The organism is Actinopolyspora lacussalsi, from assembly GCA_030803735.1.
In the GTDB taxonomy this organism is placed as follows: Bacteria; Actinomycetota; Actinomycetes; order Mycobacteriales; family Pseudonocardiaceae; genus Actinopolyspora; species Actinopolyspora lacussalsi.
Map to the genome: position 1 here is coordinate 613,225 of JAURUC010000001.1, position 20,057 is coordinate 633,281.

The 20,057-nt window shown below is 66.6% G+C and carries 18 protein-coding genes; 9 read left to right on the forward strand and 9 right to left on the reverse strand.

Going from position 1 to position 20,057, the window contains the following annotated elements; genetic code table 11:
* Nucleotides 1-112 precede the first annotated feature (112 nt).
* Nucleotides 113-1,138, reverse strand: coding sequence for a chitinase (locus tag J2S53_RS02725; RefSeq protein ID WP_456239610.1), 1,026 nt, complete (start codon nt 1,136-1,138; stop codon nt 113-115).
* Between the two features lie 162 nt (nt 1,139-1,300).
* Between J2S53_RS02725 and J2S53_RS02730 the strand changes: the two genes are divergently transcribed.
* The 5 genes from J2S53_RS02730 to J2S53_RS02750 all read left to right on the forward strand — a co-directional run bounded on the left by J2S53_RS02730 (nt 1,301) and on the right by J2S53_RS02750 (nt 6,774).
* Nucleotides 1,301-2,965, forward strand: coding sequence for a class I adenylate-forming enzyme family protein (locus J2S53_RS02730; RefSeq protein WP_456239611.1), 1,665 nt, complete (start codon nt 1,301-1,303; stop codon nt 2,963-2,965).
* Nucleotides 2,966-2,991: 26 nt separating this feature from the next.
* Nucleotides 2,992-3,747, forward strand: coding sequence for an SDR family oxidoreductase (locus J2S53_RS02735; protein ID WP_456239612.1), 756 nt, complete (start codon nt 2,992-2,994; stop codon nt 3,745-3,747).
* A gap of 136 nt (nt 3,748-3,883) precedes the next feature.
* Nucleotides 3,884-4,654, forward strand: a complete 771-nt coding sequence (locus J2S53_RS02740) for an SDR family oxidoreductase (protein ID WP_456239613.1) — start codon at nt 3,884-3,886, stop codon at nt 4,652-4,654.
* Nucleotides 4,655-4,865: 211 nt separating this feature from the next.
* A complete protein-coding gene (locus J2S53_RS02745; protein WP_092924875.1) occupies nt 4,866-5,498 on the forward strand; it encodes a TetR/AcrR family transcriptional regulator in 633 nt (210 codons plus the stop codon).
* A gap of 289 nt (nt 5,499-5,787) precedes the next feature.
* Nucleotides 5,788-6,774, forward strand: coding sequence for an NADPH:quinone oxidoreductase family protein (locus tag J2S53_RS02750; RefSeq protein WP_456239614.1), 987 nt, complete (start codon nt 5,788-5,790; stop codon nt 6,772-6,774).
* A gap of 172 nt (nt 6,775-6,946) precedes the next feature.
* Here J2S53_RS02750 and J2S53_RS02755 read toward each other — a convergent pair whose 3' ends face one another.
* The 4 genes from J2S53_RS02755 to J2S53_RS02770 all read right to left on the reverse strand — a co-directional run bounded on the left by J2S53_RS02755 (nt 6,947) and on the right by J2S53_RS02770 (nt 10,455).
* On the reverse strand, nt 6,947-7,399 hold the full coding sequence (locus tag J2S53_RS02755) for a MaoC family dehydratase (protein WP_456239615.1): 453 nt from the start codon (nt 7,397-7,399) through the stop codon (nt 6,947-6,949).
* 141 nt (nt 7,400-7,540) lie between these two features.
* Complete coding sequence (locus J2S53_RS02760; RefSeq protein ID WP_092977352.1) at nt 7,541-8,749, reverse strand: acyl-CoA dehydrogenase family protein; 1,209 nt, start codon at nt 8,747-8,749, stop codon at nt 7,541-7,543.
* Nucleotides 8,750-9,790, reverse strand: a complete 1,041-nt coding sequence (locus J2S53_RS02765; protein ID WP_456239616.1) for a phosphotransferase family protein — start codon at nt 9,788-9,790, stop codon at nt 8,750-8,752.
* 2 nt (nt 9,791-9,792) lie between these two features.
* Nucleotides 9,793-10,455, reverse strand: a complete 663-nt coding sequence (locus J2S53_RS02770; protein WP_456239617.1) for an HAD family hydrolase — start codon at nt 10,453-10,455, stop codon at nt 9,793-9,795.
* A 407-nt stretch (nt 10,456-10,862) separates the two neighbouring features.
* Here J2S53_RS02770 and J2S53_RS02775 point away from each other — a divergent pair, with 407 nt between their 5' ends.
* Nucleotides 10,863-11,504, forward strand: a complete 642-nt coding sequence (locus J2S53_RS02775; RefSeq protein ID WP_456239618.1) for a cyclase — start codon at nt 10,863-10,865, stop codon at nt 11,502-11,504.
* Nucleotides 11,505-11,571: 67 nt separating this feature from the next.
* Here the strand turns inward: J2S53_RS02775 and J2S53_RS02780 are convergent, their stop codons facing one another.
* Both J2S53_RS02780 and J2S53_RS02785 read right to left on the reverse strand, forming a co-directional pair.
* Entirely contained in the window at nt 11,572-13,125 is a 1,554-nt protein-coding gene (locus tag J2S53_RS02780) for a GMC family oxidoreductase (RefSeq protein ID WP_092977346.1), read from the reverse strand.
* Between the two features lie 236 nt (nt 13,126-13,361).
* Entirely contained in the window at nt 13,362-14,909 is a 1,548-nt protein-coding gene (locus J2S53_RS02785; protein WP_456239619.1) for an aldehyde dehydrogenase family protein, read from the reverse strand.
* A 477-nt stretch (nt 14,910-15,386) separates the two neighbouring features.
* On the opposite strand from J2S53_RS02785, the gene J2S53_RS02790 reads away from it, so the two are divergent.
* From J2S53_RS02790 to J2S53_RS02800, 3 genes are all read left to right on the forward strand, one after another.
* Nucleotides 15,387-15,998 carry a TetR/AcrR family transcriptional regulator gene (locus J2S53_RS02790; RefSeq protein WP_092977342.1) on the forward strand — a complete coding sequence of 204 codons (612 nt, stop codon included), beginning with the start codon at nt 15,387-15,389 and terminating at the stop codon, nt 15,996-15,998.
* 234 nt (nt 15,999-16,232) lie between these two features.
* Nucleotides 16,233-17,264: a cellulose-binding protein gene (locus J2S53_RS02795; protein WP_456239620.1), complete on the forward strand. Its 1,032-nt coding sequence runs from the start codon at nt 16,233-16,235 to the stop codon at nt 17,262-17,264.
* 644 nt (nt 17,265-17,908) lie between these two features.
* A complete protein-coding gene (locus J2S53_RS02800; protein WP_456239621.1) occupies nt 17,909-18,862 on the forward strand; it encodes a phosphotriesterase family protein in 954 nt (317 codons plus the stop codon).
* A gap of 83 nt (nt 18,863-18,945) precedes the next feature.
* Here J2S53_RS02800 and J2S53_RS02805 read toward each other — a convergent pair whose 3' ends face one another.
* A complete protein-coding gene (locus tag J2S53_RS02805) occupies nt 18,946-19,446 on the reverse strand; it encodes a SixA phosphatase family protein (protein WP_456239622.1) in 501 nt (166 codons plus the stop codon).
* A gap of 93 nt (nt 19,447-19,539) precedes the next feature.
* On the reverse strand, nt 19,540-19,932 hold the full coding sequence (locus tag J2S53_RS02810; protein WP_092924897.1) for a DUF2237 family protein: 393 nt from the start codon (nt 19,930-19,932) through the stop codon (nt 19,540-19,542).
* Nucleotides 19,933-20,057 lie beyond the last annotated feature (125 nt).

Consider the following 20,057-nt stretch of genomic DNA (forward strand, 5'->3'; position numbering starts at 1 on the left):
CGGGAATGTGTTAGGGGAGCTTCCGTCTCCTCGGCCGGTCCGGAAAAGCGGGCTCCGGGACGTAGCTCGCCCGATCCGCCGTGACGGCTTCGCGGCCCGCGGGTCACGGGGTTTACGGCAGGGTCTCCAAGTGGTTGCCGACGGTCGTGGAGAAGGTGGTGCCGTTGCTGACGTCCCAGTTGATCGACCAGGTCATTACTCCGCTGATCGAGGGGCGCGGTTGACCTGGGACGAACTGTCCGCAGTCGGTCCTCGACGCCAGGCAGTCCAGTGCGTCGGTGACGACGGAGGGCTGCACGTAACCACTGCCCGCGGCGGACGGTGCGGCAGGTAGCCCCAGCGCGATCTGGTCGGCGCTGAGCTTGTCCAGCAGAATGCACGCCTGGGCGGTGATGAAGTCCACCGAGCCCTGGCTGTACACCTGCTGGTCGCATCCCAGCATCGAGCCCGAGTTGTAGTACTGGGTGTGCACCGTGGTGATGATGTCGCTCAGGTTGTCGATCAGTTGCATGTACGAGCCACCCGGCTGTACGTACAGTGTCTGGGGCGCCATGGTCAGAATGAAGTCCGAACCGGAGTGGTTTCGGAGCTGGCGCGCGGCACTGGTCATTCCCGCGGTGTCGAAACTGTGTTCCAGATCGATGTCGAGACCGTCCAGGTCGTAGTTCTCGATAATCGTGGTCATCGAGTCGACGAAGTTGGTCACGCGCTGTTCTGTGCTCAGATCCACCGACCCCTTGGCGCCGCCGATGGACATCACGAAATCCGTGCCCTGGCTCTGCTTTTCGGCGATGTCCGCCTTGAGCTGCGCGTCGGAGTAGCCACCCAGCGCGTCCGAGAGTTGTGAATCGACGCTGAATTTCACGGCGCCGGGGCTGGCGGCGTCCGACTGGGCGAATGCGAGTGCCACCAGATCGTAGTTGTCCGGAATGTCGCTTACGCGTAATGGTTCGGCGTCGTTGACGAAATTCTGCCAATAGCCGGTGAGCTGGTGTTCGGGCAACGCGGCGCTCTCGGCCGCGGCGCTCGGCTGGTTGGCCTTTCCTCCGTTGTCGGGCGCTGCCACGGCCGGGGCCGCTGTCATCGTCAACGGGATGGCCGCGGCGGCGATGGCGGCGGTGATGCGGCGAACGTGCATCGGAACCTCCGGGATCACGGGTTGAATCACCGAAGCTGGACTAGACCAATGGATCTCGTCAAGACGTGGTCGGTTTTTCGCCGTGTTCCGGAGGTGGGTTGACGTGGACCGTCGTAATCAGTCTACTGGACGTACCGACTGGTCGGTCTTGCGGAGGTGTTCATGTCCAGTGTCTACGATCAACGTCCCTGGCTGGAGCGCTATGCCGCGGACGAGCCCGCGGACATCGCCCCACCGTACGAGGACATGCTGTCCGTGCTGACGGACACCCGTTCGCGGTTTCCCGACCGCGTCGCCCTTACTTACTTCGGTACCGAGATCACTTACCGTGAGCTGGACGAGCTCGCCAACGGGGTGGCCGAGTACCTCGCCGAGCAGGGGGTCGGCGGGGGTGACCGCGTCGCGGTGTACCTGCAGAACGTTCCGCAGTTCGCGATCGCCGTGCTCGCCGGGTGGAAGTTGGGCGGCATCGTCGTCCCGCTCAACCCCATGTACCGCTCCCACGAACTGACGACCGTCCTGGCGGACGCCCAACCCGCCGCCGTGATCTCCTCCGAGAACGGTTGGCACGACGTGCTGTGCGAAGTGGCCGCCTCCACCGGAGCGACGGTGACACTGACCACCAGCGAGCTGGATCTGGCCGCCGAGCACGAGGGGACTCCGTTGCGGGGGTTGGAGCGTCGTCGGCCCGCGGATACCGCGGATCTCGTGGCAACGGCGACCGCACGCCGGACGGCCACGCCTCCGAGCGTTCGACTCTATCCGGACGACATCGCACTGCTGACTTACACGTCAGGAACGAGTGGTGCTCCCAAAGGTGCGACCAACACGCATCGCAACCTCAGTTTCAACGCCCAGGCGTTCACGCAGCGCACGGGTAGCCACGACGGCAGCGGCATGATCGCGTTGGCTCCGCTGTTCCACATCACCGGTCTCGTGTGCCAGTTCGGCGCCACGCTGGCCCTGGGAGGACGGCTCGACCTCGTGTACCGGTTCGAACCGTCGGCGGTACTGGCGGCGCTGCGCCGGTGGCGACCGCGGTACATGATCGGTCCTGCCACGGCCTACATCGCTTTGATGAATCATCCCGAAGCCACCGCCGACGATTTTCGCTCGTTCGAACAGGTGTACGCGGGTGGGGCGCCGCTGCCGGCCGCGATGGTCGAACGGTTCCGGTCCGATTTCGGGCTCTACATCCGCAACGGCTACGGGCTCACCGAGACCACGGCCACGGCGACCTCCGTGCCGCCGCACCTGGAGGCTCCGGTCGACGAGGAGACCGGCACGATCAGCGTCGGTATCCCCACGTTCAACTGCGTGCTGCGCGTGGTGGACGACGAGGGGATGGACCTGCCCGTGAGGTCGGTCGGCGAGATCGTCGTGGAGGGGCCGATGGTCGTGCCCTCCTACTGGAACCAGCCGGAACAGACCGAGGAGTCGATCCCGGAGGGCAGGCTGCACACCGGTGACGTCGGCTTCATGGACGAACAGGGCTGGTTCTACGTTGTCGACCGGAAGAAGGACATGATCAACGCCTCCGGTTTCAAGGTCTGGCCCCGCGAGGTGGAGGACGTCCTCTACTCGCACTCCGCCGTTCGGGAAGCGGCGGTGGTGGGAGTTCCGGACGAGTACCGGGGCGAGACGGTCAAGGCCTACGTCAGCCTGGTGCCCGGTACGAGCACTACCGGGGAGGAGCTAGCCGATCACTGCCGACAGCGGTTGGCGGCGTACAAGTATCCACGAGAGGTGGAGCTGGTCGAGGAGTTGCCGAAGACGACCACCGGCAAGATCCTTCGACGGCGGCTTCGGGACGAAGCGCGCGGTTGATCGACAACTACTAGGAGAGGAAACGTATGAGCAAGCGGTTCGACGGTCGGGTGGCGATCGTCACCGGTGCGAGCAGGGGAATCGGTTTCGGCATCGCACAGCGCCTGGTGTCCGAGGGCGCCCGGGTGTGCATCACGGCGCGTAAACCCGATGCTCTGCAGGAGGCCGTCGAGGAACTCGGCGGTGCGGAACACGCGATCGCGGTGGCGGGCAAGGCCGACGACAGCGAGCACCAGTCCGAGGCGGTCGCCCGCACCCTGCGCACTTTCGGCCGTGTCGACATGCTGGTCAACAACACCGGTATCAACCCCGCTTACGGCCCGCTGATCGGGCTCGATCACGAAGTCGCACGCAAGACCTTCGAGGTCAACGTACTGGCTTCGTTGGCCTGGACCCAGTTGGTCCACCGGGAGTGGATGTCCGCCAACGGCGGTGCGGTACTCAACGTCACCTCGCTGGCCGGATCGAATCCGGCTCCCGGCATCGGCTACTACGGCGCGACCAAGGCGATGCTGAGCCACATCACTCGTGAGCTGGCCGTGGAGCTCGGTCCGGACGTGCGTGTCAACGCGGTCGCCCCTGCCGTGGTCAAGACGCAGTTCGCCACCGCGCTGTATCAGGACAACGAGGCAGAGGTCGCCGAGCAGTACCCGATGCGCAGGCTGGGGGTGCCCTCCGATATCTCCGGGGCCGCCGCCTACCTGCTTTCCGACGAGGCGTCCTGGGTGACGGGCCAGATCCTGACCCTGGACGGCGGGGTATCGCTCACCGGAGGGATGTGAGCACCTGCGGCCGGTAGGAGCGGGTGGGGCTCGCGGTACCTGCGCGGAGCGGTTCGTCACCGCGTCGCGAGCCTCGCCCGGAGCGGGTTCGTCGGATCGACAGTCAGTTTCGCAACGACGGGGACAGGAGGTCGGCATGCGGTTGGCCGGTTCCGTGGCCGTGATCACCGGCGCGGGCAACGGTATAGGTGCCTCGATGAGTCGTGAGTTCGCTTCGCGGGGTGCGAGTGTGGTCGTCAACGACATCGACGGTGCGGCGGCACGGGAGGTAGCCGAGGAGGTCGGCGGTACGGCCGTGGTCGGTGACGCGGCCAGTGAGTCCGGGGCGCGCGAACTCGTCGAAACCGCGTTGGAGCGTCACGGCGGCATCGATCTGTTCTGCGCCAACGCCGGTGTCGCCACCGCGGGGGGTCCGGAAACCCCCGAGGAGGACTGGGACAGGGCGTGGCAGATCAATGTCATGTCGCACGTGCGCGCGGCGCGGGCGGTGCTGCCGCACTGGCTGGAGGCGGGCAGCGGTCACTTCCTGGCGACGGTCTCGGCCGCCGGGCTGCTCACCATGCTCGGAGCCGCACCGTACTCGGTGACCAAGCACGCTTCACTCGGATTCGCCGAATGGTTGTCGGTGACCTACGCCGATCGAGGTATCACGGTGCAGGCACTGTGCCCGCAGGGCGTGCGGACCGGAATGCTCGCCGAGAGCGGTGAGACGGGGCGGCGGCTGCTCGACGCCGATGCCGTGGAGCCCACGAAGGTCGCCGAGGTCGTCGCGGATTCGCTGGGTGGCGAGTTCCTGATCCTGCCGCATCCCGAGGTGGCCGGACATTACGTCCAGCGCGCGACGGACCCGGATCGTTGGTTGTCCGGGATGCGCTCGCTGCGCAGGCAGATCGAACGGCCCGACTGAGATCGGCCGCTCCGTTTCGGTAACTGGCGGCAGGTTTCGGTAACGGGACCGCCGACCTGGTGGTGGTGCACGGTCGGCCGACGACCAGGGTCGAGTTACGGGAGTCGGTTCGGCGCGCGCCCTCGGCGACGGGCCCGTCGACGGACGCGTACGGGGACCGACCGGTCGGTACCCTGTTGTGTACCCAGTGGCAGCGGTCAGGGAGGAAGCGATGGCACCGAGCTCGTTCACCGAGGGAGGCGGAGAGACCGTCGAGCGGACGCGACACAGCGGGCAGGAGCCGGTGCCGCAGCGGCTGCTGAGCGCGGCCACACGACTGTTCGCCGAGCAGGGATTCGAGACGACCTCGGTACAACAGATCGTGGACGCGGCCGGAGTGACCAAGGGAGCCATGTACCACTACTTCGGCTCCAAGGACGACCTGCTCTACGAGATCTACGCGCGAGTGCTGCGCGTGCAGATGTCCCGGATGGAACAGGCCGCGGACAGTTCGGAGTCCGTCGAGCGGCGACTCCGGGCGGTGGCCGCGGACGTCGTGGTGACCACGGTCGCCTATCTGGAGGACACCGTGATCTTCTTCCGCTCCATGCACCTGCTGCATTCCGACAAACAGGCCGAGGTACGTGCCCAGCGTCGGCGCTATCACGAACGAGTGAAGCAGTTGATCGAGGAGGGACAACGAGCCGGGGTGTTCCGCGCGGACCGTTCTCCCGAGCTCGTGGTCGACTTCTTCTTCGGCGCCGTGCATCACCTCGGCAGCTGGTACCGCAGGGACGGGCCGATGAGCGGGGAGCAGGTGGGTGATCAGTTCGCGGACTTGCTGCTGGACGCGTTGCGTGCCTGAGAACCGCGAGGAGTGCCGTGTCGGTCGCTCCGCGGCGGGAGGTGCTGGGTCGGTGGCGTACCGACCGGTCGGTGCGATGCTTGTCGGTTCGGCACCGTCGTCCACCGATCCGTTGTTCGGTTACCGAGCGGGTGGGGACAGCGGTGATTCGGCACGGGAGACGCAGCCGGGACGGAACCCGAGCCACCGAACGAGTCCCGAGCCGGCGAGCAGGTTCTGTCATGAACTCCCGGAGTTCGGATCACTCCCGCGGCCGCGGCGGTCGTGGGAAGAATGTTGGAGGTGACCAGTGCAGACACTCAGAGTTTCGGAACTGGGCGAGCCGAGGGATGTGCTCGAACTCGTCGAGTCCCCGTTACCGCGACCCGGCCCTGATCAGGTTCTGGTTCGAGTGACGGCCTCTCCGGTCAATTTCCCCGACGCGTTGATGTGTCGGGGGCAGTACCAGGTCAAACCGGAAACGCCCTTCACTCCCGGAGTGGAGCTCTGCGGTGAGATCGTCGAGCTCGGATCCGGAGTCGGCGGTTTCACCACCGGCGAACGGGTCATCGGGGGCGGTGCCGTACCCGTCGGGGGATTCGCGGAGTACGCCCTCATGGACGCCTCCCGTACCTTCCCCGCTCCGGCCGCGTTGTCCGATGCCGAGGCCGCTTCGCTGTTCATCGGGTATCAGACCGGCTGGTTCGGGCTGTACCGGCGGGGCGCTCTGCGGGAGGGCGAGACGCTACTCGTCCACGCGGCCTCCGGTGGAGTGGGCAGTGCGGCGGTGCAGCTCGGCAAGGCGGCCGGGGCCACCGTGATCGGTGTCGTGGGCGGACCGGAAAAGGCCGAGGTGGCCCGCGAACTCGGTGCCGATGTGGTGATCGACCGGCACAGCGAGGACTTCGTGGGGGTGGTCAAGGAGAAGACCGGCGGTCGGGGGGCCGACGTGATCTACGACCCGGTCGGCGGGGAAACCTACGAGCGGTCCACCAAGTGCGTCGCCTTCGAAGGACGGATTCTGATCATCGGTTTCGCGAGTGGGAAGATCCCGAGTCCCGGGCTGAACCACGCGTTGATCAAGAACTATTCGATCGTCGGATTGCACTGGGGACTCTACAACGAGCGCGACCCGGCGGCCGTCCGCGAGGCCCACGAGGACCTCTGCCGAATGGCCGACGAGGGCAGGCTGTCCCCACTGGTCAGTCAGCGGGTCGGGCTGTCGGAGCTGGCCGAGGCCACGCAACGCGTCGCCGACGGTCACACCGTCGGACGGGTGGTTTATGTGAACTCGTAACCGCACCGTCCGGAAGACACCGGTTGATCAGGCTCGGAACGGTGCTCCCGAGCCCCGTCGTTCGGTACCGAACCTTTCGGCCGTGATCGGCCTGTCGTGAGCCGTCCGCCGCGGCCCGATCACTCGTCCTCATCGGTCGAGTGGCCGGGCCGCGGCGGTATCGGAATCGACGTCAGAACATCACCCGCGAGAGGACCTCGGCGACACAGGCCGGCTTGTCCGTACCGTCGATCTCCACCGTGGTGTGCAGTGTCAGCTGCGATGCCTCGCCCGCCTCGGACACGTCGGCGAGTCGCGAGCTCGCGCGCACGCGGCTGTTCACCGTCACCGGATTCGGGAAGCGGACCTTGTTCAACCCGTAGTTGATGACCATGCTCGCGCCTCGCACGCCGTAGATCTCGGCGTTGAGTGCGCTGACCATGCTCAGCGTGAGAAATCCGTGTGCGATCGTGGTGCCGAACGGCCCGGCGGCGGCCCGCTCGGGATCGACGTGGATCCACTGGTGATCGCCGGTGGCCTCCGCGAACCGGTCGATCATGTCCTGGGTGACCGTCCACCAACTGCTGCTGCCCAGATCGGTGCCGCTGGCGGCGTGCAGTTCATCGGCGCTGCTGAACACGGTCATGGTGCTGCCTCCTGATCGTTCTGCGTTGTCGTTCTCGTCGGGTCCGGTACGGCGCTTCTTCTCGTGATCCAGCGGTCGAGCCCTCCTCCTGCCGAACCTCGTCGCGCTGAACCTCACCCGGTGTGGGACGGGGGGACGGCGTCACCGGTACTGCTTGAGTTCCCGGCGCGCCAGCGAACGGCGGTGCACCTCGTCGGGGCCGTCGACCAGGTGCAGCGTTCTGGCGTGCGCGTACAGATTGGCCAGTGGGGTGTCCTGGCTGACTCCCGCACCGCCGTGCGCCTGAATGGCACGATCGATCACGGTGGTGGCCATCTCCGGTACCGCCACCTTGATCGCCTGGATCTCGGTGTGCGCGCCGCGGTTGCCGACCGTGTCCATCAGCCAGGCCGTTTTCAGCACCAGCAGGCGAACCGATTCGATCCGTACCCGTGCCTCGGCGATCCAGTGCTGCACCACGCCCTGATCACCCAGCGGGCGTCCGAACGCCTCCCGGTGCGTGACCCGACGGCACATCAGTTCCAGCGCGCGTTCGGCCATACCGATCGCACGCATGCAGTGGTGGATACGGCCGGGACCCAACCGGGCCTGCGCGATGGCGAATCCCTCGCCCTCGCCGGAGATGATGTTCGTGGCGGGAACCCGGACCTCGTCGAAGTCGATCTCGGCGTGTCCCCCGTGATCACCGTCGGTGTAACCGAACACGTGCATACCCCGCCGGATCGTGACACCGGGTGTGTCCACCGGAACCAGGATCATGCTCTGCTGCCGGTGTCGCTCGGCGGTCGGGTCGGTCTTGCCCATGACGATCAGCACCCGACAGTTCGGGTTCATCGCTCCGGAGGACCACCACTTGCGTCCCGTGATGACGTACTCGTCGCCTTCCCGGCGAATCCGGGTGGCGATGTTGTTCGCGTCCGAGGAGGCGACGTCCGGCTCGGTCATGCAGAACGCCGAGCGGATCTCGCCACGCAGCAGCGGCCCCAACCACCGCTCTTGCTGTCGCTGGTCACCGAACATGTCAAGTACTTCCATGTTGCCCGTGTCGGGGGCCGCGCAGTTCATCGCGGGCGGTGCCAGGTGCGGACTGCGTCCGGTGATCTCGGCGAGCGGCGCGTACTGCAGATTCGTCAGTCCCGCGCCGTGATCGCCGGGCAGGAACAGGTTCCACAGTCCACGCCGACGTGCCTCCTGCTTGAGATCCTCGACCACCTGGGGGACCGACCAGGGATCGGCCGCGTCGCTCACCTGCCGCTCGAATTCCTCCTCGGCGGGATGGACGTGGGTTTCCATGAAGGAATTGATCTCCGAGCGCAGGTTCTCGGTGCGCTCGTCAAAAGTGAAATCCATTCATTTCTCCGGAATGTTGGTCAATCCTTGCTCGATCAACGGTTCGACCAGCGCGCCGACGTGCTCGAATCCCTCACCGACGGTCTGACGCTGTGTGAAGCGGTAGTGGATTCCCTCCAGGATCACCGCGATCTTGAAAAAGCCGAAAGCCACGTACCAGTCCAGCTCGGAAGTATCGACGCTGCTGAGTTCGGCGTAGTGCCGCAGCATCTCGCGCGCGGAGGGAAAACCGAACTCCGGACCCACGCCCTTGGCGATGGGGTTGTCCGCGATGCCGTTGAAGCCCTCCCAGTACACGACCAGCAGCCCGAGGTCGGTGAGTGGATCACCGAGCGTGGCCATCTCCCAGTCGAGCACCGCCCGAATGGCGCAGTCCTCGTCGATCAGCACGTTGTCCAGCCGGTAGTCACCGTGCACGATCGCCGTTGGCCCACCCGTGGGTACGCGTGCGGCCAGCCGGTCCCGGAGCTCGGTGACCCCGCGCAGCTCCCGCTGTTGCGAGGCATCCAGCTGTTTGCTCCAGCGGCGAACCTGACGCCGCAGGAACCCCTCGGGTTTGCCGAAGTCGCCGAGTCCGACCGACTCCGGGTCCACGGCGTGCAGCCGTGCCAGTACCTCGACCAGGTGCATCGCCAGGTCACGGCGCTGCTCGGAACTCAGTGCCCGGGTCTGCTCCTCGCTGCGACACGCCTGGCCCGACACCAGGTCCATGATGAAGAACGGCGCACCGATGACCTGTTCGTCCTCGCAGAGCAGATACGTGCCCGGGACCGGCACGTCGGTTCCGGCCAGTGCGCTCATTACCCGGTATTCGCGGCTCATGTCGTGCGCGGTGGCCAGTACGTGACCGAGCGGGGGACGCCGTAGTACCCAACTGTTCTTCCCGTCACCGATCGCGTAGGTGAGGTTGGATCTTCCACCCTGGATCAACTCGCCGTGCAGCTCGCCGTCGATCAAGCCGGGATGATCGCGCTCCAGGTAGGAACGGAGCGCGCCGAGGTCCAGTCCCGGAGGCTGGGACGTCGCGGTCTCGTCGGACATGGTTACTCCTGCGGGTCGGGTGCGTCGAGGTCTGGGATGAGTTCGGTGAGACGGGTCCGGGTGCGCTTCGCGTCCTGGTGCAGGATCGTGTGCATGCCGATTTCCTCGGCGGCGGCGATGTTGGCTCGCACGTCGTCGACGAACAGCGTGCGTTCCGGTGGCGTGTCCAGTCGCCGTAGCGCCAGGTGATAGATCCGGGGGTCCGGTTTGCGCAGGCCGACCTCGCCGGAGACGATCGCTTGGTCGAACAGCGGTCCCAACCGTTGCCACGGATAGCTGTTGCCCCAGCTGTTGGACAGCAACCCCGTCCGGGTTCCCGAATCACGAAGTGCCGTGACCAGTCGCATCATCTCCTCGTCCGGTTCCATGAACGAGAACAGCCTGGCGAGCAGTCCTTCGGCCACGACCCGTCGCCCGTCCACGCGAAGCAGTCGTTCGGCGAGCATCCCGTCGAACTCCGCGAGGGAGAGCTCGCCGGTCTCGAGGAGGTGGATCGGGGTGTCGTCCGGTGCGTCGCGGCCGACCCATTCCCGAAGGACTGCGGAGAAACTCTCGGATCGGATACCCTCGGCACGTGCCCAGGACTCGACGGCCGTTCGGCCCGGTGTGGTGAGTACGCCCCCGTAGTCGAACACCACGGTGGTTATGGCGGGTTCGGTCCGCATGGTGCGGAGCATACCGACTAGCCGGTATGCTGACCAGGGTCCGAGTTCCGCTCGTTTCGCGCGGTGGTCCGGCGCTGACCGCGGAGCGTTACATTATCAGTCTTTTCAGTAATCTGGATCACACGCGAACGGGCGAAAAACGAAGATCCCTCGTTTGGCGGATCACGTGAACCGCGCGTAGCGATACTGCGCCAAAGGTGTGACTCCGCTCGGCCGGTTACTGCTGTGTTCCAGTGAAATTCTCCAGTCAATTGAATTACGACTCGTATCTATTTTTTCGTCTCGTTTTCCCGGGGGTTGTTCGCCGTTATTGACGAAAAGCCCTACTGGTCGGTAGATATTTTGGTTGCCGCGCGGCATTCCATGTGGAATCCACGTTTCGGACAATCGTTTCAGAGGTGAGACCAATGGCATCTTCCATTCGTTCGGGCGGGACGCGCTTATTGGCGGCGGCCGCTTTCGCCGTCGCCCCCGTGATCGCTCTTGCCCAGCCCGCAGCCGCGGAGAGTTTCTCGCACAACTTCGAGTGCTCGGGGGATTCTCCGCTCGGGGAGCAGCAGTTCAGCTACCAGCAGGACTCGGAGGTGACCGCCCCGGCGAGCGTCGCACCCGGTGAGCAGTTCGACATCGTCATCGACCCGTCCGTCAACACCGTGCCCTCCGAGGTGAACGGTTTCGGCGTGGAGCAGATCGACGGCTTGGATCTCAAGCTGCCGGTGCCCGAGAACACCACCCACGTCTCGACCTCGCAGACCGGTGGCTCCAACCTCGGCACTCCGGCGCCCACGATCGACGTGAGCAACGGAATCGCCACGCTGCACGTGTCCGGTCCGATCGCCGGCGGGGCCGAGTTCGAGCTGCCCACCGTGACCGCCACGCTGCAGGCGGGTAGCTCCGGTCCGATCGAGACCCACCTCTACGGCACCGCCTACGACGATCCGGGTCTGACGTTCAACGCGCAGGTTTCCTCAATTCTCGGAAGTATCGATGTTCCGACGAGTTGCTATCCCTCGCCCAATCCCGTGCTGACCACCACCAGCGTCAGCTGAACCAAAAAACTGGAGGGCTTTCCGCGGAAAGCCCTCCAGTTTTTGTTCCGTCGGTCTCACGCCGATGTCAGGCGGCGTCCTCCTTCAGCATGTCGGAACATTTTTCACCGATCGCCATCGTGGTGATATTCGGATTCACTGCCACGAGGAACGGCATCGCCGAGGCGTCGGCCACCCGTAAACCGTGCACTCCCTTCACACGCAGCCTGGCGTCCAGCGGCGCGTTCTCGCCGTTGCCCATCGGAACCGAGGCAGCCGGGTGGTACACCGTGTTGTGCGTGGCACGCAGATAATCGGCGATCTCGTCGTCGGAGACCACATCCGGTCCGGGATGCAGTTCGGCCCCGGCCCACTCGCGCATCGCTGGCCGGCTCACGATCTCACGTGCCAGTTTGATGCCGTGGGTCATCACCCTGATGTCGTGCGGGTCGGTGAAGTAGCGTGGATCCACCGCGGGTTTGTCCCGGAAATCCCTGCTGCGCAGACGTACCGTCCCCACCGAACGGCTCCGCGTGACGTTCGGGGTCAGGCAGAACCCGTTCTCCGTGCTCGGATATCCCTGCCGCACGGTGTGCATGTCGAACGGCACCGAACCGAAGTGGAACATCAGATCGGGGCGGTCGAGACCGGCCTCGGTGGTCGTGAAGATGCCGATCTCCCACCACTGGGTGGAGTCCTGCACCATCGGTTTGGCCGCGTCCCAGCCGATCACCCCTTCCGGGTGGTCCTGCAGGTTCGACCCCACGCCGGGGGAATCGACCAGCACGTCCACCCCGACCGAACGGAGGTGCTCGGCGGGACCGATACCGGACAGCATCAGCAGCTTCGGGGTGTCGATGGCGCCTGAGCTGAGCACCACCTCCCGCCGCGCCGTCACCCGTTCGGTCCGGATGCCGTCGGCCGCCAGGCACTCCACTCCCGTGGCCCGGTTCCCGTCGAAGACCACCCGCTTGACCCTGGCGTCGGTGCGTACGTGCAGGTTCGGACGGTTGCCCATGATCGGGTGCAGGTACGACACCGAGGAGGAAGCCCTGGTGCCGTCCTCGTGGGCGTTGATCTGGAACCAGTTGGCACCGTGGGTGACCGTCCGGCCGGAATTGAACTCCGTGATCGGGATACCGGTCTCTTCACAGGCACGCAGCAGCGCACTGCCGCAGGGGTCGTTCGGTGGAACGTTGCGCAAGCGGACCGGGCCCTGGTGACCGTGGTGTTCCGAGGGCGACTCGTTGTTCTCCAGCCTGCGGTAGAGCGGGAAGACGTCCGAGGCGCCCCAGCCCGTGGCCCCCATCGACTCCCACTCGTCGAGGTCCTCCGCCGGAGCCCAGAAGGCGATGCAGGAATTGTGCGAGGAGCAGCCGCCGAGCACCTTCGCACGCGCGTGCCGCATGAAGGAGTTTCCGCTTTCCTGCGGCTCGATCGGGTAGTCCCAGTCGAAGCCCGACTCCAACAGCGACATCCACTGCTTCAGTTCCAGGACCTCGCGTTTGTCCTGGTCGGTGGGGCCGGCCTCCAGCAGGCACACCGTGATGTCCGGGTCCTCCGACAGTCGTGCGGCGAGCGCGGCTCCTCCGCTGCCGCCTCCCACGACGACGTAGTCGAAAGCGGTCGCCTCATCACTCATCGTTGCTCTCCTGTTCTGTGCGCGACACCGCGATACGTCCTGGGCCCGTCGAAGCCGGGGACGATCGGGAGCTCACCGGTTCGCCCCGCGGCCGTCGAACGGATCGCCGCGGGCGGAGTCCGGCGTGGTTGGTTCCGGGACGTCGGTGGTTCGGGGGGATTCGGAGTCCACTCGACGGAACGGATCGATCACCTCGGTGGTCGCGTCGACCACCGACGCCCCGAGGTCGGGGAAGCTCACGCGTTCGGCCGCTGTCCCGCGAACCAGTACTGCGGTCCTGGACGGAGGTTCTGGTAGACGTGCTTGACCTCCTGGTATTCCCGGAGGCCGCCGCCGCCCAGCTCACGTCCGATACCGGACTGCTTGAAGCCGCCCCACTCGGCCTGGGGCAGGTAGGGGTGGAAGTCGTTGATCCACACGGTGCCGTGCCGCAGCCGCCCGGCCACCCGCTGCGCCTTGCTCACATCGGAGGTGAACACCGCACCGGCCAGGCCGTAGTGCGTGTCGTTGGCGATGCGCACGGCCTCGTCCTCGTCGTGGAAGCGTTCCACGGTCAACACCGGTCCGAAGGATTCCTCGGACACGGCGACAGAGCCCTGCCGTACCTCGTCGAGCACGGTGGGCAGGTAGAAGTAGCCAGCCCGCAGCTCGGCGTCCTCCGGGCGGCTCCCGCCGGTACGCAGCACCGCTCCCTCCTCGATCGAGCGAGCCACGTAGTCCTCGACCTTGGCACGGTGTTCTGCCGAGATCAGCGGCCCGGACTCGGCGGTCTCGTCGAAGGGGCCGCCTAGTCCGATGCGCTCGGCACGCCGCACGATCTCGTCGACCAGTGCGTCGTGGATCTCGTCCTGCACGATCAGTCGGGCGCCCGCCGAGCAGACCTGGCCGGAGTGCAGGAAGATCGCGGTCAACGCGTAGTCCACGGCGGTTTCGAAGTCCGCGTCGGCGAACACGACGTTCGGGTTCTTCCCGCCCAGCTCGAGGGCGACCCGTTTCACGGTCGCGGCGGCCGAGGCGGCGATGTTCCGACCGGTGTGCAGTCCACCCGTGAACGAGACCAGGTCGACGTCGGGGTGTTCCGCGAGCGGGGCTCCGGTCTCGGCGCCGTTGCCGAGAACCAGGTTTCCCACGCCCGCGGGCATGCCCGCCTCACGGAGTGCGCGCATCAGCAGCATCGCGGTACTCGGAGTCAGCTCACTCGGCTTGAGCACGAAGGTGTTGCCCGCGGCGAGAGCGGGAGCGACCTTCCAGGCCACCTGCAGCAGCGGGAAGTTCCACGGTGTGATCAGGCCGCACACGCCGACCGGTTCGTAGTCGACCCTGCTGATGGCATCGGTGGAACCGGTGTTGACGACGTGGCCCGCGTCGGTTCCGGCGATCTTGCCGTAGTAGCGGAAGCACGCGGCGATGTCGTCCATGTCGTAGCCGCTCTCGACCAGCCGCTTACCGGTGTCCAGCGACTCCGCGCGTGCGAATTCCGCACGGTCGCGGACCAGGATCTCACTCACCCGTAGCAGCAGGTCGCCGCGTTCCCAGGGCGAGGTGGCCGGCCACGTTCCCTCGTCGAACGCGGCCCGGGCCGCCGCTATGGCGTTTTCGGCGTCCGTGCGGTCGCCCTCGGAGACCGTGATCACCGGAGAACCGTCGGCGGGGCAGCGGATCTCCCGGGTTTTCCCGGCCGAGGCCGCCTGCCACACACCATCGATGAACAGGGTGCCGGAAGCGGTCGGATCCCCGGTTCGCGTGGCGATCGACTCGTTCGGCGGGGCGTGGGTCTGCGACATAGTGAGTTTCCCGTCGAGGCTGCTTGCTTGCTTTCCGAGTGGCACGCCACCCGGCCGTTCGGCCGTGCCCGGCAACACTCGGTGGATCACCGCGGCGCGGGTGAGCGCTCCCCGGGGGCGTCCGGTCCGGGCGGCGAGGTCCCGTCACCGGGTGGTTGTCCGGCGCGGCCACTGGTTCCGTCGTCGTGTACCGGGACGGTGTGTACCTGGGGCGAGCCCGTACGGCACGTACCAGCGGCTGCCGGGGGCGAACTCTAGCAGTTTTTATGTACAGATGTACACATAGTTGCTCATAAGGGATCCTGTTCGATCATTGTCGAGTCTTTGACCGGCCAAGAAGCGGTTGTCGTGAGGTGGGTCGCATCGCCGTCCGGTGGTTTCGTGGCAGGGTGTTGTTCGTTCTGCGGGTCGGAATCACCGAAGGTGTTCCGGCGAGTACGAGGTGTAGGTGAATCGGCGGAGGGCGCACGACAGACGATGACCACGACGGACTCCGAGTCGCTGCACGCGACGGTCGATGAGCGACGAGGTCGGAACGGCGGTTCGCGCAAGGATCCCGGGCGGCGGGAACGAATCGCCCGGGCCGCGATCAGCGTCGTCGCCGAGCGTGGCATCGAGAAGATCACCCACCGTGCGGTGGCCGCGGCGGCCGGTGTTCCGCTCGGTTCCACGACCTATCACTTCGCCACGCTGGACGACCTGCTCGCCGTCGCGCTGCGACAGGCGGCCCAGGACAACGTCGCCGAACTGCGGGAGTGGGCGGACGGAATGGACTCCGGCGTCGATCTGCCCGCCGTGTTGACCGATCTGGTGCTGCGCTACCTCGGCCCCGAGCGGGAACGTACCGTTGTGGAACACGAACTCTACGTGGCCGCGCTGCACCGTCCCGCCCTGCGGGCTGCCAGCACCGAGTGGGACGGGGCGTTGCGGGACCTTTTCACCGCTTACACCGACGAGGTCTCGGGCAAAATGCTCGCGGCGGTGTTCTGCGGCCTGCTGTGGCAGGGGATCGTTCGTGAACCGTTGCCCGATCGCGACGAGATCGAGACGATCTTTCGGCGTGCGGTCGGCGATACCGCCCACGGCTGAGCCGGTTTTCTCGTATTGTCCGGTCCGACACCGGACGGTTACCCGCTTTTTCGTCCCTGCCGTTGATCGCCGCACCGGTTGGTGTGGACAATGTGTGGCAGCGATCCGTTTCCAGCCCGTGTGCACAGTGCGATGTGAACCGTACGTAGTTCAGTCGAGTGGCGGACATCGCCGGACGCATTTCGGGTGTAAAACGGAAATTGCCGCGTCGGGGGCGTGGCTCGCTCCAACCACATGCAACCACTGAGTGATCAGGGATGGGGTGAGACCGTGGGGCACAATGACAGCCGTGAGCTAGTGCCGCTCGAGTCGGATTTCGACGTCGTGTGGCGCGGATTCCGGCGTTCGCAGGTGCAGTTCTACATTCAGCAGACCGAGGCCGAGGTTCGGATGCTGACCGAGGATCGCGATTCCGCTCTAAGCCAGGTATCCGACCTCAACACCCAGCTCGAACAGGCACGTGCCGAGATCGATTCGTTACGCAGGCAGCTGGACGATGTCTGCCGCACTCCTGTCGAGGAGAAGGCGCTGTCGGATCGGTTGCGTCGTATGGTCCAGCTGGCCAACGACGAGGCTGCCGAGATCATTTCCTCGGCCCGGGCGACGGCCGAGCACGAGTGGTCGCGTTCGGAGCAGGCCGCCTCCGAACTCCGTGCCAGGTACGAGCGGTTGGTCGCCGAGGCGGACGAATGGCGGCAGCAGGCGCAGGACCAGCGGCAGCAGGCGCTGGAGCAGACCAGTCGTGAGATCGAGCGAATGGCCGAGGAGGCCGAGCAGCACCGCCGCAGGCTGGACCGCGACGCCGAGCAGCGACGCAACGAGATCGAGCGCGACTTCGAGATATCGATGGCGGCACGCCGTCAGGAGGCCATGCGCGAACTGGCCGAACGTGACCTCGCCAGCAGGCAGGAGGCCGAGCGGCGGATCAGCGAGGCGGCGGCCGAGGCGGAACGGCGCACCAAGCGCGCCAACGAGCAGGTCGAGGCGATGCGGGCACTGCGTCGCAACATGGCCGAGCAGGTCAGGGCGGGTCAGCATCTGCTCAGCGAGGCGGAGCCGTTCCTGGCCGCCTCGGTGACCGGGACCGAGTCCGAGCAGGCCGATGACTACGTGCGGGAAACGACCCGTGGTGAGGACTCGGACGAGATGCGGGACGAACCGGTCGAACTGCCCAGGCAACGGGCGGTCGAGCAGGCAGACGCGTCCGAGGACGAGGACACGACCGTGTTGTCGGGTGCCTCCGGCGGGCAGGCCGAGAAGAGCTGAGCGTTCCGCTCGCCACGGGCGAAGAGGCCTCCGGGCGTGGAGCAGCGTTCGCGAGAGCCGTACCGTGGTGGCTCGGAGCGCACGGTGCGCGGTGTCCGCTTTCGGTGTTCGCCGGGAACGGGCACCGGGCACGCGTAACCCGCCGAGGTATCCGCGCGGCGCTTCCGCTGGTCCCGGGAGTCCCTCCGGAAGTCCGGTCGAGTGCCACCGAACCGGTGGTCGGGTCGGCGTCTCGGCAGTGTTGCGGGAAACATCCGGCAGCGTCCTGCGCCACGTGTCCCGCCGCCCCGCCGTGCGTCCGACTCGGCTCGCGAGAAGCGGCTGAGCCCGTCCCGTCCCCTCACCCGACTCAGCGGCAGGGGGCCGGAGAGTCTCTCCGAGCAGGGCTTGTCGGCTCGTTTCCCCGGCGGTCCGCTCGGCGGAATCTCGCGCGGGTCCTCGCCGCGGCCGGGCTCGACATCGGGCGGGTGCCGCGCCACGCCTCCGAGAGGACACGTGGGAGCTCCGGCGGGCCACCGACCCGCGGGAGCGGTCGTTTCGGCGCGGGTAGCGCCGAAAAATGCCGGCGTGGCAACACGCCCGGTGGAAACATCCGAACCGGCCAAGTACTACGTACTACGAGGATCCGTTCTCCGGAGGAGACGATGGTGTCGACGCTCCGCGGCGCCGTTTCACCCGCCGAGCTGGGCACGGTCCTGATGCACGAACACGTGTTCGTACTCGGTACCGAGTTCCTCGCGAACGTGCCGCACTACTGGGACGAAGGCGCACGAGTCGAGGACGCCGTCAACAAGTTGCGCGGACTGCGCTCCGCCGGGATCGACACCATCGTTGATCCGACCGTTCTCGGCCTCGGCCGGGACCTGCCCCGCCTGCTCCGCGTCAACGAGCACGTCGACATCAACATCGTTCCCGCGACGGGTGTCTACACCTACAACGAGGTGCCTCCGCAGTTCTGGTTCCGCGGCCCCGGGCTCATGTTCGACGGGCCCGACCCGATGACCGAGCTCTTCGTTCGCGAGCTGACCGAGGGAATAGCAGACACGGGAGTCAGGGCGGCGTTTCTCAAGTGCGCCATCGACAGTCCGGGCCTCACACCGGGAGTGGAACGCGTGATGCGCGCGGTGGGGGCGGCACACCGTCGTACCGGGGCACCGATAACCGTGCACACCAACCCGCACAACGGTTCGGGCCGGACCGCCCTGCGGGTGCTGTCCGAGGAGCGGGTCGACCTGGGCAAGGTCGTGATCGGGCACAGCGGCGACACCACGGACCTGGACTACCTGACCGAGATCGCCGACGCGGGCTGCCTGCTCGGGATGGACCGCTTCGGGCTGGACGCCCTGCTGGACTCTGGGAGCCGTGTCGCCACGGTGGCGGAGCTGGTGCGGCGCGGTTACGCGGAAAGCGTCGTGCTCTCGCACGACGCCTCCTGCTTCATCGACTGGTTCGACGAAGACGAGCTGGCCCGTGCCGCGCCCAACTGGCACTACCGGCACATCGATCAGGAGGTGCTGCCCGCGCTGCGGGAGAGAGGCGTTACGCGGGAACAGCTCGACACCATGCTGGTGGACAATCCGCGCCGCTACTTCTCGTAGCGCCTCGTTCGGGAACCGAGCGCGGGGATTCGAGGCCACCGCGCTCCACGAGCGGCACGAGCCCTCCTAGTCGTATCGGTCGTTCAGGACGTTTCCGACGGGCGCGGTGTGACGTGCGACTCCAGCGAGGCCCACCCGGCGTCGGCATCGCTCCACCCTCCGGAGGCGCTCAGCACCGCGATTCCCGAGGTCTTCAGCTCCACGCTCGTGCCGGTCAACAGTGTGACCAGCTCCTCCAGTCCCGGATTGTGCGCGATCAGCAGCACGGTGCGGTCCTCGTCGGAGAGCTCGCGGACCAGGGCGAGCAGCTCGCCGGTGTCCGCCCCGTACAGTCTCGGCTCGTGCTCGACCCGCGCGGCCGTGGCGAGTTCGGGAAGCAGTAGCTCCCCGGTCTCTCGAGCCCGGACGGCGGTGGAACAGCGGACGAGGTCGACAGGACCTTCGTGCTCGCGCAGCCATCGGCCCGCCGACGGGGCTTCGCGTCGGCCCCGAGCGGCGAGTGGCCGATCGTGGTCGGCCACCTCGGCGGTGCGGTCCGACTTGGCGTGCCGGACTGTGACGAGTCGGCGTTGTCGGTCCCGCATCGCCGTACTCCTTCCGCGGTCGAAAGGCCCGTGGCAGAACCCGCTCGAGTGCTCGACCGGCCAAGGCCCTCGGGAGACGTATACCGGTGGGCCTCAGCTCAACGCGCTCGGGTCGGCCGGGACATCCACCCCGTGTTCGCGTAGTACGTCCAGGGAGACGACCTCGACGGCACGCTCGTGCGTGGCTGCCAGCACCACGGGAGGGGCCACTCCCGCGTGGTAGGCCTCGAGCCAGCGAGAGGCGCAGACGCACCAGCGGTCCCCGGCCTGCAGACCGGGAAAACCGAACTGGGGCAGCGCGGCCGTGAGATCGTTGCCCGACTCGCGCTGCTGCTCCAGGAATTCGTTGGTGACCACCGCGCACACCGAGTGGTTTCCGGTGTCCTCCGGGCCGGACGCGCAGCAGCCGTCGCGGTGGAAACCGGTAAGCGGATCGGTGCCGCACTCTTCGAGAGGCTCGCCGAGGACATTGCGCTCGTTGCTCATACCCCCAGCATGGCAGCCACTGCGACACGGATCACCGCCCGCTTCGACGGCCGCGGTGGAAGGTATAGGGTCGATGTGGTTTGGTTCGGACCTCTGTTGCCGTACTTCGCGGGGGTCGATTCCGA